At 63.2% G+C, this 15,723-nt stretch carries 14 protein-coding genes; all 14 read right to left on the bottom strand.

The window, feature by feature from the left end:
* Nucleotides 1–24: 24 nt before the first annotated feature.
* Nucleotides 25–768, bottom strand: a complete 744-nt coding sequence (locus tag ACFUOZ_RS02705) for a polyprenol monophosphomannose synthase (RefSeq protein ID WP_377544510.1) — start codon at nt 766–768, stop codon at nt 25–27.
* A 157-nt stretch (nt 769–925) separates the two neighbouring features.
* Nucleotides 926–2,584, bottom strand: coding sequence for an amidohydrolase (locus ACFUOZ_RS02700; protein WP_377544508.1), 1,659 nt, complete (start codon nt 2,582–2,584; stop codon nt 926–928).
* A gap of 57 nt (nt 2,585–2,641) precedes the next feature.
* Nucleotides 2,642–5,611 carry a DEAD/DEAH box helicase gene (locus ACFUOZ_RS02695; protein ID WP_377544506.1) on the bottom strand — a complete coding sequence of 990 codons (2,970 nt, stop codon included), beginning with the start codon at nt 5,609–5,611 and terminating at the stop codon, nt 2,642–2,644.
* A 24-nt stretch (nt 5,612–5,635) separates the two neighbouring features.
* Entirely contained in the window at nt 5,636–6,472 is an 837-nt protein-coding gene (gene tatC / locus ACFUOZ_RS02690) for a twin-arginine translocase subunit TatC (RefSeq protein ID WP_144658855.1), read from the bottom strand.
* A gap of 6 nt (nt 6,473–6,478) precedes the next feature.
* On the bottom strand, nt 6,479–6,763 hold the full coding sequence (gene tatA, locus ACFUOZ_RS02685) for a Sec-independent protein translocase subunit TatA (protein ID WP_377544504.1): 285 nt from the start codon (nt 6,761–6,763) through the stop codon (nt 6,479–6,481).
* Between the two features lie 36 nt (nt 6,764–6,799).
* Nucleotides 6,800–7,150 carry a hypothetical protein gene (locus ACFUOZ_RS02680; protein ID WP_377544502.1) on the bottom strand — a complete coding sequence of 117 codons (351 nt, stop codon included), beginning with the start codon at nt 7,148–7,150 and terminating at the stop codon, nt 6,800–6,802.
* 9 nt (nt 7,151–7,159) lie between these two features.
* Complete coding sequence (locus tag ACFUOZ_RS02675) at nt 7,160–9,178, bottom strand: helix-turn-helix transcriptional regulator (protein ID WP_377544500.1); 2,019 nt, start codon at nt 9,176–9,178, stop codon at nt 7,160–7,162.
* A gap of 96 nt (nt 9,179–9,274) precedes the next feature.
* The gene (locus tag ACFUOZ_RS02670; protein ID WP_377544498.1) at nt 9,275–9,670 is read right to left on the bottom strand and encodes an FKBP-type peptidyl-prolyl cis-trans isomerase; all 396 of its coding nucleotides are present in this window, start codon (nt 9,668–9,670) and stop codon (nt 9,275–9,277) included.
* 74 nt (nt 9,671–9,744) lie between these two features.
* Nucleotides 9,745–10,668 (bottom strand): FKBP-type peptidyl-prolyl cis-trans isomerase, encoded by a 924-nt coding sequence (locus tag ACFUOZ_RS02665; protein WP_377544496.1) that lies wholly within the window; start codon nt 10,666–10,668, stop codon nt 9,745–9,747.
* A 129-nt stretch (nt 10,669–10,797) separates the two neighbouring features.
* Nucleotides 10,798–12,162, bottom strand: a complete 1,365-nt coding sequence (pafA, locus tag ACFUOZ_RS02660; protein ID WP_377544494.1) for a Pup--protein ligase — start codon at nt 12,160–12,162, stop codon at nt 10,798–10,800.
* A 1-nt stretch (nt 12,163) separates the two neighbouring features.
* Entirely contained in the window at nt 12,164–12,871 is a 708-nt protein-coding gene (prcA, locus tag ACFUOZ_RS02655; protein WP_262275042.1) for a proteasome subunit alpha, read from the bottom strand.
* A gap of 1 nt (nt 12,872) precedes the next feature.
* Nucleotides 12,873–13,682 (bottom strand): proteasome subunit beta, encoded by an 810-nt coding sequence (prcB, locus tag ACFUOZ_RS02650; protein ID WP_377544492.1) that lies wholly within the window; start codon nt 13,680–13,682, stop codon nt 12,873–12,875.
* Between the two features lie 81 nt (nt 13,683–13,763).
* A complete protein-coding gene (locus ACFUOZ_RS02645; protein ID WP_018777646.1) occupies nt 13,764–13,967 on the bottom strand; it encodes a ubiquitin-like protein Pup in 204 nt (67 codons plus the stop codon).
* Between the two features lie 120 nt (nt 13,968–14,087).
* Nucleotides 14,088–15,707 (bottom strand): depupylase/deamidase Dop, encoded by a 1,620-nt coding sequence (gene dop / locus ACFUOZ_RS02640; protein ID WP_377544962.1) that lies wholly within the window; start codon nt 15,705–15,707, stop codon nt 14,088–14,090.
* Nucleotides 15,708–15,723: the final 16 nt, after the last annotated feature.

Genomic DNA, 15,723 nt, shown 5'->3' with positions numbered 1-15,723 from the left:
CGGACCCGGCCTTTGCTGTAAGTACTACTTGGCCATTTCGGTTGACTTGCCGGTGAGCTTGGCCCAGCGTGCTGCCAATCCCCACTTGGTGACGTTGATCATGGCTTCGACCACAATGTTGCCGCTCATCTTCGATGCCCCGAGTTCGCGCTCCACGAAGGTGATGGGGCGTTCCTCGATGCGAAGGCCAAGCTTGGCTACGCGCCAGGCAAGATCCACCTGGAAGCCGTAACCGACCGACTCGACTTCATCGAGCTTCAATGCCTCCAGCGTGCTGCGGCGGAAGGCGCGGTAGCCGCCGGTCACGTCCTTGATTTTTACACCCAGCATGATGCGGGCGTACGTGCTGCCGATGCGGGAGATGGCCTGACGGTAGAGCGGCCAGTTCACCACGCTGCCGCCGGGAACCCAACGGGAGCCCATGGCCAGATCCGCTCCGTCCTTCACGGCGTCAAGGAGCAGGGGCAGTTGTTCGGGCTTGTGTGATCCATCCGCGTCCATTTCGACAAGGACGTCATAACCGGCTGCCAGGCCCCACTTGAAGCCGGCGATGTAGGCAGCGCCCAGGCCTTCTTTGCCCTTGCGGTGCAGGACGTGAACCTGGCTGTCCTCCGCGGCGAAGTCGTCGGCAAGCTTTCCCGTGCCGTCAGGGCTGTTGTCGTCGACCACCAGGACGTCGGATTCGGGAACTGCGGCGCGCAGCCGTCCCAGCGTCACGGGGAGCGATTCCAGCTCGTTGTAGGTGGGAATGATCGTCAGGACACGCAAGAAGAGGCCTTTCCTTGATGGAGCGGTCGGTGTGCCGGACCAGCGTGGCAGCTGGCGTTCTGGCGCAACTCTCCATTATAGGACGACGGCAGCCAGGACTTTTGCGTCTGTGGCGCCGGCCACAGTGGTCGGGATGGTGCCCTGGGATGGTCCTCAGCTATACGCGGAGTGACTCGTGGGCAAAGAGCTCGCGGCCATGGTGGACCGTCTGCAGGCAACGCGGGTCTGCCCCGGTGTCGAGGGCAGGCAGCAGCGGTGTCCGTGCGCGGGGATCGGTGCTCCATGACTGGACCCGGCTGTCCGCTACCTGGACCATCAGCTCTTCTACTTCCCAGACGGCGAAACTGGCCGGAGCCCCGGGGACCAGCTGCCCCATGAGGGGGTTCCGGTGTTTGGCGGCGCGCCATCCAGCACGGGTATGTCCCAGGAAGGCCGCCCGTGCCGAGATGCGTTGATCGGGGTTGCTGTGCTCAAGGCAGGCCCGGACGCTGGACCACGGGCGTAGGGCAGTCACAGGGCTGTCACTGCCGAAGGCGATGGGAACGCCACTGGAATAGAACGAAGCAAAGGGGTTCATGCTGCGGCTGCGATTGCCCAGTCGTTGTTCGTACAAGTCCCCGGGGCCGCCCCAGGCGGCGTCAAAGCCGGGCTGGACGCTGACCGTCACCGAGTACTTGGCGAGCCTGTCGATGGCCGACTTGTCGGCCATCTCCACGTGTTCGAGCCGGTGGCCGGCCGCGCGGATACGCTGCTCCCCTACCTCAGCGGCCGCGGTATCCAGGGCGTCGAGGACGGCGCCCAGTCCGGCGTCGCCTATGACATGGAAGCCGGCTTGCAGGCCCAGGGCCGACGTCGCTGCCAGGTGCTTGGCGGCCTCGTCCACCGAAAGATAGAGACTGCCCCGGTGTCCAGGGGCATCTGAGTAATCTTCCAGCAGGGCAGCTGTCCGGGAACCGATGGAACCGTCCATGTTGAGATCGCCCGCAAGGCCGAGGACGTTGGTGCCCAAACCATTCAAAATCGTTTGTGCGTGTTCCTCCGAGGACGCCAGTTCGCCCCAGTATGGAAGGATCTCCGGGTGGAACCCGTGGTCATTCCAGGAAACGGCCATTCCGAGGTCCTCGGGTCCGCAAATATGCGGCGCCGACATCTCAGCCAATGCCACGTAACCATGGGAGGCTGCCTCCTTCAAGGCCAGCTCCTGGTACGTGCGCCGTTCTGCTTCCGGGAATCGTCGTGCGTGGAGGCGGGCCGCTGTATGCGCAGCCCGTACCACACGGGCATTTCCCGTGTAGCCGTCGAGGCCGTCCAGGCCGCCAGCAGCCACCAGGGAGGCCGAGACCAACGCTGAGTGGACGTCGACCCGGGACAGGTAGACTTGCCGGTCTCCTGCGGCCCGCCCGATCTCTTCAAGGGTGGGCAGCGTGGGATCATTCCACGTCGTTTCATCCCAACCATGGCCCAGGATGGTGCCCGAACCGCCAGCGGCCGAAACGGCGTCGAGCAGTTCTGTTGCTGAACGAACGCTGCTGAGCTGGAGGCCGGCGAGGGCCAACCCCGTTTCCGTAAGGTGCGCGTGGGAATCCACGAACCCGGGGGCCAGGAGGGCGCCATGAAGATCGATGATCTCCATGGAAGAGTCCGCAATGGAAGTTGCGGCCTGTTCGGACCCGACCCACGCCACGGTGTCTCCATCCACCACCATGGCCGTCGCAAAGGGGTCCGCGGCCGTATAGATCGAGCCGTTGCGATACATGGTGACCTTGCGGCCGGAACCGTTGGGCTGCTGGCCGACAGGTGCGTCGGGCTGGTTCATGCGTTGAGCTCCTTGAGCGTGGACAACAAATAATTCGCGGGAAAGATGAACAGCGGGCTAGGCCACCGTGGAGTAGGCCACCACACCGCGGCGGACCAGTTCGATGGCCTCCCGGCAGATCCGGCCCAAGCGGGGGTCAAGCTGGGGGATTTTTGCCAGCTGGTCCAGAAGATCCACCACCTGCTTGGCCCAGCGGACAAAATCTCCGGCGGCCAGATCGGTTCCACTGAGAACCTCCTGGAGGTGACGGCCCTTGGCCCACTTATACATTGGCCACATCAGGCCGAGCTCCGGTTCGCCCGTTAGGGGAAGGCGGTTCTGTTCCTCCGTGTCCTCCAGCCGGGACCATTCACGGACCACTACGTCGACAGCTGTCTCGAGAGAGACACTGGGCATCTTCGGGCGAAGCCCGCGGTCCTCGCGTTTGGCCTGGTAGACCAGCGTGCTGGCAAACGATGCCAGTTCGGCTGCGTCGAGGTCGTTAATAGCACCTTGCCGGATGGACTGGGAAATCAGCAGGTCCTTCTCGCCGTAGATCCTCCGGAGACGCTGTCCGTCGGCGCTGATGGTGACCTGGCCGGCGTCGTTTGTTTCCAGGTAACCGTATGTGGAGAGAACGTCGCACACCCGATCGAAGGTCTTTGCGATGGTGTTGGTGCGGCCCTGGATCTGGCGGACCAGCCCGTCGGTCTCCTTGCGGAGCTTCCACCAGCGCTCGGACCACCGTGCGTGGTCTTCCCGCTCGCTGCAGCCATGGCAGGGATGCGCCCGCAAAGCACGGCGCAGGTCCGCGATCCGCTGCTCCTGGTCCGGCAGCCGGGCCCCCAGGCCGAAGTCCTCATGCCTGCTGTTGCGGTGGCGCTGCGGCGCGTCCTCGCTGATTGCATGGCGCATGGACGATGCCAGATCGCGGCGGGCCTTGGGCACCTTGGCGTTGAACGACTTGGGAATGCGGATCCGGGTCACCGGTGACACAGGACCTTCGAGGTCGTGGACACCGATCCTGCGCAGTTGGTTGTCCTGGGTCAGCACTGAGGGACGTGGCTCACGAGCATGGGGGTCGACGTCCAATACCACCGCGTGCCCTGCGAGCCGGCCGCTGTAAATGCTGATGACGTCACCAGGGATCAACCGTGCGAGGGAGTCGGCTACGCGTGATTTACGGGCCCGTTGGTGGTCGCGCGCTGCGTTGTTTTCGGCGTCACTGAGTTCGCGCCGGAGTTTGGCGTACTCGGTGAAATCACCCAAGTGGCATTGCATGGACTTGGCGTATCCGGCCAAGGACTCCTCCCTGCCACGGACCTGCCTGGCCAGGCCGACCACCGAACGGTCCGCTTGGAACTGGGCGAAGGACGACTCCAGGATTTCACGGGCCCGCGCCCGGCCGAACTGGGCGATGAGGTTGATGCTCATGTTGTACGTGGGCCTGAAGCTGGAGTTCAAGGGGTAGGTGCGCCTGGATGCAAGGCCGGCAACTGCCGCAGGATCCGTGCCTGGCTGCCACAGGACAACGGCGTGGCCTTCGACGTCGATACCCCTCCGCCCGGCCCGACCGGTCAGTTGGGTGTACTCCCCCGCCGTGATGTTGACGTGCGCTTCGCCGTTGAACTTCTCGAGCTTCTCGAGGACCACGCAGCGGGCAGGCATGTTGACCCCCAAAGCGAGCGTTTCCGTCGCGAAGACAGCCTTGACCAATCCGTCCGCGAAGAGCTTCTCCACCACTTCCTTGAAGGTGGGCAACATTCCGGCATGGTGGGCGGCGAAGCCCCTGACCAGACCGTCACGCCAGCCCCAGAAGCCCAGTACTTCCAGATCGTCAGCCGGGATCTCGTGACTGGCCTCATCCACGCGCTGGGCAATGATCTGCTGCTCCCTTTCCGTGGTGAGCCACAGACCCGATGCAGCGCACTGGGCTACGGCCGCATCGCAGCCGGCCCGGGAGAAGATGAAGGTGATGGCGGGAAGCAGGTCCTGGCGCCTGAGGCTCTCAATCACCTGCGGGCGGCTTGCCTTGCGGACAGGGCTGCGCTGTTCGGACTGCTGCCGGTCCTCGCGGTGACGGTCATGACGACGGCGGCTCCGGCCACCGTGGCCAAAGCGACCCCCCACGTTCATTCGGCTCTCCGAACGTGCCATGGCCAGAAGGTCCGGGTTCACTTCGAATTCCGGACCGGTGACTGCTTGGCGCACTTTAGGGGTGGACGTTCCCTTGGAGGACACGCGGCGGCTTGCTTTGGGCTCGCTGGATACCTCGCCGGCTTCCGAGAGGTCCGGAGCGTCGGTTTCCTGCGCGCCCGGGGCCACGGGGGCTATTTCGTCAAAGGTGGTGTCGCCGGCGAAGAGGTCCACGATCTCCCGGCCCACCATGACGTGCTGCCACAAGGGCACCGGGCGGTGTTCAGAGACGATGACGTCCGTATCGCCACGGACAGTGTCCAGCCAGGCACCGAACTCTTCGGCGTTGGAGACGGTTGCACTCAGCGAGGCCACCTGGACTTCGCTGGGCAAGTGGATGATGACTTCTTCCCAGACGGCACCGCGGAAACGGTCAGCAAGGTAGTGGACCTCGTCCATGACGACGTATCCGAGGTCGCTGAGTGTCTCCGAGTCGGCGTACAGCATGTTCCGAAGGACTTCCGTGGTCATCACGACGACCGGTGCTTCGCCATTGATGGTGGTGTCGCCCGTCAGCAGACCAACGTTGGCCGCACCGTACTTCTCTGCAAGTTCCGAGAATTTCTGGTTGCTCAGTGCTTTGATGGGGGTGGTATAGAAAGCCTTGAGGCCCCGCTGAAGGGCCAGGTAAATGGCGAACTCGCCAACGATTGTCTTTCCGGCGCCGGTGGGGGCGGCCACCAGTACTCCTCGCCCCTCCTGGAGTGACTTGCACGCTTCGCGTTGGAAATCGTCCAGCTCGAAGTCAAGTGAAGCGACGAAGGCGCCGAGGTAGGTTTTTGCCTCCGCTGCCCTTTGCGCTGCCGCCTGGTAACGCTCTGATGGAGAAGGAGACCCGGAAAACAAAGACATGCATCAAGCCTAGTGGCCCAGCGTCTACAGATTCTCCAGATCAGCCGCCGGGGTGGCGATATCGGCAGTGGCTTCCGTCTCGGCGGCACGCTTGATGGCCCGGCGCTCACGTCGACGGTCGTTGAGGAGACACACCCCGATAGCCGCGAAAAAGAGCAACAGCATGGGGGCTGCCAGGTAAAACATGCTCATGGCATCTGCGCCCGGCGCCGCCATTGCGGCGAACAGGCACACCAGGAAAATGGTGATGCGCCAGCTCTTGACCAGCTGCTTGCCTTTGACGATGCCGGCCAGGTTCAGGCCGACGAGCACAACGGGTACCAGGAAGGCGATCCCGAAGGCCAGCAAAAGCCGAAGGACAAACGCCAGGTAGATTTCAGCGCTGATGAAGTTTGAGCCACCCACCGGGGTGAAGTCCGTCAGGACCCTGACCGCGTTGGGCAGGACAAGCCAAGCGAGGAGGACGCCGCCGATGAACAGCGGGACAGCCGCAGCCACAAAGGACAGCGCCAGGCGGCGTTCCTTCTTGTGGAGGCCGGGAACGATGAAGGCCCAGAGCTGGTAGATCCATACGGGACTCGACAGCAACACGCCAAGGAACACGGAGACCTGGACCATGAGGTCGAACGAACTGGCCACGCCGTCAAAGTTCAGCGTGGCGGCGCGACCTTCTTTTTCATTGAGGTCCTTGATCGGTTTGATCAGGGCCTCCAGGAGCGGCTGGTAGACGATGAAGCCCACCACGGTCCCGAGGATGACGCCGATTGCGGCCTTGAAGAGCCGGTTCTTCAGCTCCTTGAGATGGTCAAGGAGCGCCATCCGGGCTTCGGGGTTGGCCTTGCGCCCCTTCGTCTCTACCACTTCTCTTTAGACGCGGTTGGAGGGCGGAACGTCAGTCTCGCCGGTGTTACGGGCCTTCACGTCGGGGGTCGCGGTGTCGGGGTGGCCGACGACCTTGCCTTCGACGGGGTCGGAAGCGTTCTGTGAGTCCTTCGCTTCGGAAGAACCATCCTTCTTCATTTCCCGGACCTCAGACTTGAAAATACGCATCGACTGTCCAATGCTGCGCGCCATGGACGGCAGCTTCGGTGCTGCAAAAAGCACCAGGGCCAGAACGATGATGATGATGAGATGCCAGCCTTCGAGCCTCATGTGGGGAGGTCCTTTCCTTTTGGATACATCCTACGTCTAACTGAATTCAATGTCGTGCAGGGATTGCGGCTGACCCCGCTCCGCTTTGCGCTGGACGCGCTTCTGGCGGCGAACTTCCTGGCGGAAGGCTTTGGCCGTCAGGTAATCATGACGCATCTGATCCGGTGAGGCAAAAATTGCGGACCCTGGTTCGGGACGTTTCTCCGCCACTTCCACATCGGAGGTTTCTGCGACAGGAGCAAGGTTGCTGAAACGTTTCCCCGCGTCGCCCAGATCATGAACAGTTGCCATGAATTTCCTGAACAGGCGATAACCCAAGGTCAGATGCAGGAGCAGGGCAAGAGCTACGAGTGCGATCCACAGCAGGATCCAAAACCACCAAGGCATCTGAGTAGTCTAGCCAGCCTGGGCGCCGGAAGCATCGTCGTACTGTGCCAGGCCAGCCCGCAGCCAAGCCACTGCTTCGTCCCGCGAGGAGCCGGGCTCCAGGATCCGGACCGTACCGCCGTGCTGTGACACAAACATGGGCAGCCAGCCTGCATTGCCGAACCGCACTTCGGCGAGCATGCCGCCGTCGGGCAGTTGTGCCGTGCGCTCGGCGTAGTAATCATCCGCCAGCCCGGCGCCTTGGCGGGTCAACTGCAGAACCACCACAACGTCGTCGTCGCCTGGAGTGAACAGGCGTGCCGGAAAGTCCTGGCCCGTGGGTGCCGTGCCGGCGGCCTCACGGCCGTTCGGTTCCAATGCCTCTACCCTGTCCAGCCGGAAGTTCCGGATTCCGGCCTTGCTGTGGCAGTACGCCTCGAAGTACCAAGTGTCGTCCATCGAGTAGAGCCGCAGCGGGTCTACGTCCCGTTCCGTGACCTCATCGCGTTGCAGGGACAGATACCGCAGCCGAAGCTGGAGGCCGTCCCTGATGGCCTGGGTGATGGTGGCGAAGGCTTCGGATTGTTCGGGGGCAACCGACTGCCCGGCCACGGACCCGGCCAAACGGCCGGCCTGGCCTGCGGCACCGGTCAATTTGATCGTAACGGACTCCAGCGCGCTGCCGGACTCGTCCTCGGCCACGCCGGCCAGGGCAGGCAGGTCACCCAGCATCGAGAGGCCGGTGAGCAACGCGGCTGCCTCGTCCTCGCTGAATCGCACCGGCCGGTTCAGGTCCAGGTGCTCCGAGATGTAGACGTGGTCGTTTTCCCATTGGATGTCCAACAGGTCATCCGGGTAGCCCTCGGGAAGCCCGGAGCAGATGAGGATCTTCAGGTCATCGATCAGGTCCTTGCGCGAGATGCCGAAACGGTCGGCCACCTCCTGGATGTGCAGGCCCTGGTGGTGAACCAGGAAAGGCACCAACTGCAGCATTCTGGTCAGTTGGTCCTCAGAGGTGCGTTTACGGGAACGCGGGGCGCGGCCGGCCTCGGGGAACTTCACCTCCACCGCCGGTGCGGCGTCGAAATCCAGGGCACCTTTGAGGCGGCGAACGACGGCGGCGCGCAGCTCCGCGGGTTCTGCCACCTCTACGTGGGGTCCGTAGGAGGCAATCTCTTCGGCGAGCTGTTCAGGATCGCGGAATTCAACAGCGATCCGGTCCCTGTGCGGGGCGACGTGCGATTGCTCCGTTTCGACCGCCCTTTTGCGCAGTGCCAGCAAACGGTCCTTGTCCACGTCCAGGGCGGCCCGTTGCAGAGGCAGTTCGTTGAGCGAATCGAGCTCCGTGCGCGCGTTGAAGCCCTCCGGCGGGACGAAGGTGCTCCCGGTTACAACGGTGAGCGCCGTGGTCATCCGCGAGAGCCTGAAGATCCGCTTGGCACCCCTCCCCCTGTCAAAGCCCACCAGGTACCACTGGCCAAAGCGGCTGCCCAGGCCCCACGGCTCGACTTCGCGTGTCTCCTCGCGCCCGGTGCTGACGGCGAGGTAGCCGAAGCGGACGGGGTGCCTGCCGTGCATGGCTGCAACGACGTCGTCGAAGGCCTGGCCCGCCGGCTTGATGCGGGGCTGGACACCGGCCGGAAGTTCGACGTCGGTGAATCCACCGGCGGCCTGCAGCTTGCGGACGGCGTTGGCGGCGGCATTGCCCAGGGCGGCCCGCTCCCACAGCTGGGCGGCCAGCAGGAGGACCGTGCACTCGGCCGGGGTGAGATGGACTTCCGGAAGCCTGTTGGAGTCCTTGCCGATCCTGTAGCGAGCTGATGCGGGATCGTCCGCACCGAAACTGCCGGGGTCCATCAAGGTTTCCACCTCAAAGCCGAACTGCTTCAGGTCGGCCTTGTCGCGCTCGAACATGCGCCCGAAGGCTACATCGTTTCCGGCCGTATCGTGGTAGACCTTTTCGCGCAGGACAGAGCGTGGAAGGCCCACTCTTGTATTGAGCAATGCAAGGAGGAGGTTCAGGAGTCGTTCAGTGCGGGATGCGGACACGGTTGCTACGTTACTAAAGTCCAGTGGGAAAACAGCAAGGCGCGTCACCAGCCGGGGTTTACCGGCAAGTGACGCGCCTTGGAGGACGGCTGTTCCTTAGCGGACAGCCACGAGGTCAACCACGAAGATCAAAGCTTCGTTCGGCTTGATGGCCCCGCCGGCACCGCGTGAGCCGTAAGCGAGCTCCGAGGGGATTTCGAGGCGACGACGTCCGCCAACCTTCATTCCCAGCAGGCCCTGGTCCCAGCCCTGGATAACCTGGCCAACGCCTACGCGGAAGTCCAGAGGGGCGCCACGGCCCCAGGAAGCGTCGAACTCCTCGCCCGTGGACCAGGCAACCCCTACGTAGTGGGTGGAGACGGTGTCCCCGGCCTGGGCTTCACGGCCGGTGCCTTCAATGAGGTCCGTGATGACGAGGTCTGTGGGGACGTCGCCTTCCGGGAAGTCAATCTCCGGCTTGGTGCGGTCGAAGTCACGCTGACCAAATGACATGGGTACTCCTTGGTGTGGGTGATGGATGGGTGCCAGGAACCAGCTTAAGCCAGTGCCTGCAGAATGCGATGGGTTTACTTGACGCCCAGGATGTCCACGACGAAGACAAGGTCACCCTTCGCCTGCCCCTGGCCCTCTGCGCCGTAGGCAAGGTCCTGCGGGATGACCAACAGAACGCGGGAGCCAACGGTCTTGCCCTCGAGGCCCTGCGTCCAGCCCTTGATAACGCCTGTGAGGGGGAAGCTGGCGGGCTTTCCGCGGTCGTAGCTGGAATCGAACTTGGTGCCGCCTACGAGGTTGACGCCGACGTAGTTCACCGTCAGGGTGTCCGACGCCTTGACGGCAGCACCCTTGCCCTTAATGAGGTCCTGGGCAATAAGTTCCTTGGGAGCAGCAACGCCGTCAACCGAGATCTGGGGAATGCCCTTGTCGTCTTCCTTCACTGCAGGAAGCCCCGCAGGAGGAGTAACGGGGTCGCCTTCAGGCTTGTCCAGTACCGGAGCAGGGTCCTTGGCCGACAGCAGCTTGAAGACAACCAACTGGGTGGAAGCGGCCGGCGACGCTGCGCCGTTGCCAGGAGCGGCGAATGCGATCTGCGAGCCGATCTTGGCACCCACGATCGCGTTGTAGATCTGCTGGTTGCCGGACTTCAGTTCATCCGTCAACTCGATCGGCTGGGGCCCGTTGGCATAGGCGTCTTCCACCGTCTTGCCGTCGGTGCCGTCCACAGCCACGTAGACGAGTTCGGCTGTCTGCCCAGCCTTCACGCGCTCCCCGTCTCCGTCGACCACGACCTTGACGGTAGGTTCGGTCACGCTGAGCGGCTTGGAGAATTCAACGCCCGGTGCCTTGTCATTGCCGTTGTCCGTCACTTTCACGGAGTCAAGCTTGGAAATGTCACCTGCGGACTGGCTGGTGGGCTCGGGTGTCGCGTTGCTTCCGCCACACGCGGTGATGAGCAGCAGGGCAGGAAGAAGAATTGCTAGGAGTCGGCGCACAAAAAAGACACTTTCGTCGGGGCAAGGGACACTCGGAACAGCGCATGACGCCTCCAAGCAGGTTGTCTCCTGGAAAGAGACCACTATCCAGAGTAGCCCGTGAAGCTGGGAGCCAGCTAAAAGCGCCGATCAGCCCATGGAGTCCAAGAGCGCATCCACCCTTTCGTCCTCGCTGCGGAAGGGGTCCTTGCAGAGAATGGTCTGGTGCGCGCGGTCGTTCAGTTTCAGGTGGACCCAGTCGACGGTGTAGTCACGTCCGAGTTCCTGTGCCCTGCGGACAAAGTCGCCGCGCAGCTTGGCGCGCGTGGTCTGCGGCGGTGCGTCCACGGCGTCCTTCACGTCGGTCTCGGTGACCAAGCGGCGGGCCGCTCCCCTGGCCTGGAGCAGGAAGAACAGGCCGCGTTGCCGCGAGATGTCGTGGTACGTGAGGTCGAGTTGGGCAATCCGGGGCGAGTCGAGACCGAGCCCGTGTCGTCGCATGTAGCCGTCCATGAGCTTCTTCTTGATGGCCCAGTCAACCTCGGTGTCAATGGTGCTTGTGTCACCGCTTTCGATGGCATCCAAGGTGCGCTTCCACAGGTCCAGGATCAAGGGAACATGCGCGTTATGGGCTCCATTGGTGGCAACGAAGTCAGTGACCTTGGTGAGGTATTCGCGCTGGATATCAAGGGCTGTGAGCTGCCTGCCGTTGGCGAGGCGGACCAGGGCCCGGCCCGTGAGGTCGTGGGAAATTTCACGGATGCTGCGGATGGGGTTTTCCATGCGCATATCCCGCATGATGACGCCCGACTCGATCATGCGGAGAATCAGGTCCACCGTACCGACCTTGAGCAGGGCCGTTGTCTCGGACATGTTGGAGTCCCCAACGATGACGTGGAGACGACGGTAGAACTCGGCGTCAGCGTGTGGCTCGTCCCGGGTGTTGATGATGGGACGCGAGCGGGTGGTCGCCGATGAAACGCCCTCCCAAATGTGGTCGGCCCGTTGCGAGAAAGCAAAGGTCGCCCCGTGCGGGGTCTTCAATACCTTGCCGGCACCGGCGATCAACTGCCGGGTCACCAGGAAGGGAATCAGGATTTCAGCCAAGCGGGAGAATTCACCGCGGCGCGGAATCAAGTAGTTCTCATGGCTGCCGTAGGAGTTGCCCGCCGAATCCGTGTTGTTCTTGAAGAGGTAAACGGTTCCGTTGAAGCCTTCGGCGGCCAGCCTGCTTTGTGCCTCATCCACGAGGTCATCGAGAATGAGTTCTCCTGCCCTGTCGTGGGCTATGAGTTGGGCAAGGTCATCGCACTCAGCCGTGGCGTATTCAGGGTGGGACCCCACGTCCAGGTAGAGTCGCGAGCCGTTGGTCAGGAAGACGTTGGAAGACCTCCCCCAACTGACCACTTTCCTGAAGAGGTAGCGGGCCACTTCTTCAGGCGCCAAGGGACGTGAATCCGGGCTGGAATAGGAAATCCCGAATTCCGTTTCGATGCCGAATATGCGTTTGTCCATCTCAGGCCTCCTCTGTGAGCAACCGGGTCATGTCCTCGGGCAGCAGCCGCCGGAACGCCCTTCGTGATCCCCGGTGGCTCTCCGACGCGCGGTACAGGACAGCGGCTTCGACGGCGGTAGCCGGCAGGGCTTCGAGTTCCTTGTCGGCAGCCAAGGCACGCAACGCCAGACGCATGGCCCCCGGGAGGGTGAGTTCCGGCTCCCAAGCCCCGCTGACGACGTCGGAAATCTGGTCCGCCAGTCCGCCCATGACGACGAAACCGTTCTCGTCAGCAATGGAACCATCGAAGGTCAGGCGGTAAAGGTGGTCCTGCTCCTGCGTGGCCCCTACCTCGGCCACCGCGAGTTCCACCTCGAAAGGCTTTTGTTCAGCGGTGAACACAGCTCCGAGGCTTTGCGCGTACACACTGGCCAGGCCGCGGGCCGTGACGTCCTCGCGGTCGTAGGAGTAGCCGCGGACATCGGCGTAGCGGACGCCTGCCTGTCGCAGGCTCTCGAACTCGTTGTACTTGCCTACGGCCGCAAAGGCGATCTTGTCGTAAATCTCGCCGATTTTGTGGAGGGACGGTGATGGATTCTCGGCGATCAGCGCAATGCCGTCGGCGCAGCTGATGACCACCACGGACCTGCCGCGGGCGATGCCCTTCCGCGCGAAGTCCGCGCGGTCCTTCATCAGTTGTTCAGGAGAAACATAGAACTGCTGCGTCATCTCAGGCCTCCCGTCCGGCGATGGCCCGCGATGCAACGATTTCTCCCGCAATGGCCGCGAGGTCCCGCTCAGGAACCCTGCGGTTTCCGGCGCGGTTCACGGTGTAGACAACTGGCCAGAGTTGGCGTACCGGGTCCGGGCCGCCGGTGGCGGAGTCATCGTCAGCGGCGTCGTAGAGTGCCTCGACAGCTACCGCAACCGCGTCCTCCTCAGTCAGATTCGGCTTCCACAGCTTCTTCAGCGCGCCCCTGGCAAAGACCGAGCCCGATCCCACCGAGTGGTGTTCCTGCTCTTCATAGCGGCCGCCCGTGACGTCGTAGGAGAACAAGCGGCCCACGCCGCTGACGTGGTCGAAGCCGGCGAACAGCGGAATGACCGCCATCCCCTGCATGGCCATGGGCAGGTTCCCCCGGATCATGGCACCCAGGCGGTTTGCTTTGCCTACCAGGCTCAGGAGCGTTCCTTCGATCTTTTCGTAGTGCTCAAGCTCAACCTGGAACAGACGGGTGATGTCGATTGCCAAGCCAGCGGTTCCGGCGATACCCAGCACCGAATATTCATCGGCCGGGAACACTTTCTCGATGTGGCGGCTGGCGATGACGTTGCCCATGGTCGCACGACGATCGCCAGCCATCAGCACGCCGCCTGCATACGTCAATGCGACGATGGTGGTCGCGTGGGGCGATGCCGGTACGGCGCCAGCGGGCAGGGGCTGATTGAACGGAAGGAGCTCAGGACGCGAGCGTTGGAGATGCTCGGTAAATGAAGACGTTGCCTGGGTGGCCAGGGGGCCGCCTGATGGGTCCTGCATTGCTGCACTCCTTCGACTCTGCATTCCGGTGCCCGGAGGCCTCACGCCGTCCGGGTGGTAGATTCTTGCTGTGGGGGCCGGTTACTGGCCGCCCTTTTGGACGAAGGCCCTGACGAACTCTTCAGCGTTGGATTCCAGTACGCCGTCGATTTCATCGAGGAGATCATCCACGCCCTGCGTTGCCTCGGATGCCTGGGCTTCCGGCGCTGCAGGCGGAGCCTCCGGGACGTCCACTTCAGCTTCGGTTTCCCGTGACTGTGGTTGTTGCTGCTCCTGAGCTGCCATTTTCTTTCTCCCTCTTGTCAGTCCCCGGGTATTGGAGACTTCCTACTGCCATATTGCCACGCTGCGGGCCCCCGCGTACGGCTTTGGATGAGTACGGATGTTCCTGTGGCGGACACTGGTTCAGGCCCTTGCCGGCGGCGGATTCTGGCCCAACAATTCGGCAAGGAACGGACCCGCTTCCGCATGGCGGTCGAAGAGCGCCCCGGTCAGCGTCCTTGTCCCCCGCAACGGTTCGCGGGTGGGCACGCGCTGTAGTTTTCCCAGCCCCGGCACATCGAAGATCACAGAGTCCCAGCTTGCGCCCACAACGTCCTTCCCGAACTTTGAAACGCACTTGCCGCGGAAGTACGCTCGCGTATCCGACGGCGGTTCCGTCACCGCCCGGGCGATGTCGGCGTCGTCCACTACCCGCTGCATGCGGTTGTTGGACAGAAGCCTGTAGTAGAGGCCTTTCTCCGGGCGGATGTCAGACCACTGAAGGTCCACCAAACCGAGCCTGGCGTCGCCCCAGCCCAGTCCGTCCCTGTTCCGGTACCCTTCCAGGATCGACTGCTTTGCTACCCACTCCACGGATGCTGCCGCCGACATCACATCGGACCCCAGTGCGGTCAACGTGGATTCCCAGCGCGAGAGAACCTCGTGGCTGTGGCCGTCCCCGGAGAGGGAATCTGCCACGCCGGTTTCCTGGGCCAGTTTCGCTGCGGCTTCGTAATACATCCACTGGAGATCCAGCGCTGTCACCCTGCGCCCGTCGAGCAGCCGGACCGTCGCGGTCAGCGTTGTGTCGTGGCTGACGGCCTGAAGGGCTTGGACCGGCTCGTGGACCTCAATCTTTGGAGCTTGTCCGGCCTCAATGAGGCTCAGGACCATGGCGGTGGTGCCGAATTTAAGGTAGTTGGAGGCCTGGCTGAGATTGGCGTCCCCAATGATGACGTGCAAGCGGCGGTACTTGTCGGCCGTGGCGTGCGGCTCATCCCGGGTGTTGATGATCGGGCGTCGGATAGTTGTCTCCAGCCCCACTTCCGCTTCGAAGAAGTCGGCCCGTTGGCTGATCTGGTATCCGGGTGTCGAACTGTCCTGTCCCAAGCCCACCCGGCCGGCACCGCAGATTACCTGGCGGGACACGAAGAACGGGGTCAGGCCGCGAATGATGTCGCCAAAGGGCACCGAACGGGGCATGAGGTAGTTCTCATGGGAGCCGTAAGAGACCGACTTGTTGTCGGTGTTGTTCTTGTACAGGTTGATGGCCGGCAAGCTGGTGTCTGCGGCCACCTTCCGGACGGTGGCAAGCGCCACGAGGTCACCGGCAGCGTCCCAGGCAACCGCATCCCGGGGATTGGTAACCTCCGGGCTGGAGTACTCCGGATGGGCATGGTCCACGTACAGGCGCGCACCGTTGCCGAGCACCATGTTCATCAGGAGGGAGCCTGACTCGTCCGCGCCATCAAGCTCCAGTTCCTGCCGGCCGTAAGCCAAGGCCACGGCTTCGGCGTCGAGGACAGGAGGCTGGTCGGTGAGCTGGCTCGGATCTGCCGCCGCCCGGTCCACGGTCCAGCCGCGGGCGTCATGGAGCGGCTCTTCGTCTGTGTAGTCCCAACGCGTTTCGGCGCCACCGGCTGCACGCTGACGCGTGAGGGCCGCGTATGACTGGATGATCCTCGCGGACATCATAGTGGCATTGGCGCCGGGCGCAGATGGTGCGTGGATGCCGTATTCAGTTTCCGAGCCCATGACGCGCATCGCTCCGCCAACGGGC

Source organism: Paenarthrobacter sp. NPDC057355 (genome assembly GCF_042667405.1).
Lineage (GTDB): Bacteria > Actinomycetota > Actinomycetes > Actinomycetales > Micrococcaceae > Arthrobacter.
Note: the sequence above shows the minus strand (reverse complement) of the source record. Positions and strands in the feature narration are given on the sequence as shown.

Coding starts and splice junctions, on each gene's coding strand:
- dop (WP_377544962.1), bottom strand. CDS start 15,707: ATGCGCGTCATGGGCTCGGAAACTGAATACGGCATCCACGCACCATCT.
- pafA (WP_377544494.1), bottom strand. CDS start 12,162: ATGGACAAACGCATATTCGGCATCGAAACGGAATTCGGGATTTCCTAT.
- prcB (WP_377544492.1), bottom strand. CDS start 13,682: ATGCAGGACCCATCAGGCGGCCCCCTGGCCACCCAGGCAACGTCTTCA.
- prcA (WP_262275042.1), bottom strand. CDS start 12,871: ATGACGCAGCAGTTCTATGTTTCTCCTGAACAACTGATGAAGGACCGC.
- ACFUOZ_RS02645 (WP_018777646.1), bottom strand. CDS start 13,967: ATGGCAGCTCAGGAGCAGCAACAACCACAGTCACGGGAAACCGAAGCT.
- ACFUOZ_RS02680 (WP_377544502.1), bottom strand. CDS start 7,150: ATGCCTTGGTGGTTTTGGATCCTGCTGTGGATCGCACTCGTAGCTCTT.
- ACFUOZ_RS02670 (WP_377544498.1), bottom strand. CDS start 9,670: ATGTCATTTGGTCAGCGTGACTTCGACCGCACCAAGCCGGAGATTGAC.
- ACFUOZ_RS02695 (WP_377544506.1), bottom strand. CDS start 5,611: ATGTCTTTGTTTTCCGGGTCTCCTTCTCCATCAGAGCGTTACCAGGCG.
- ACFUOZ_RS02700 (WP_377544508.1), bottom strand. CDS start 2,584: ATGAACCAGCCCGACGCACCTGTCGGCCAGCAGCCCAACGGTTCCGGC.
- tatA (WP_377544504.1), bottom strand. CDS start 6,763: ATGAGGCTCGAAGGCTGGCATCTCATCATCATCATCGTTCTGGCCCTG.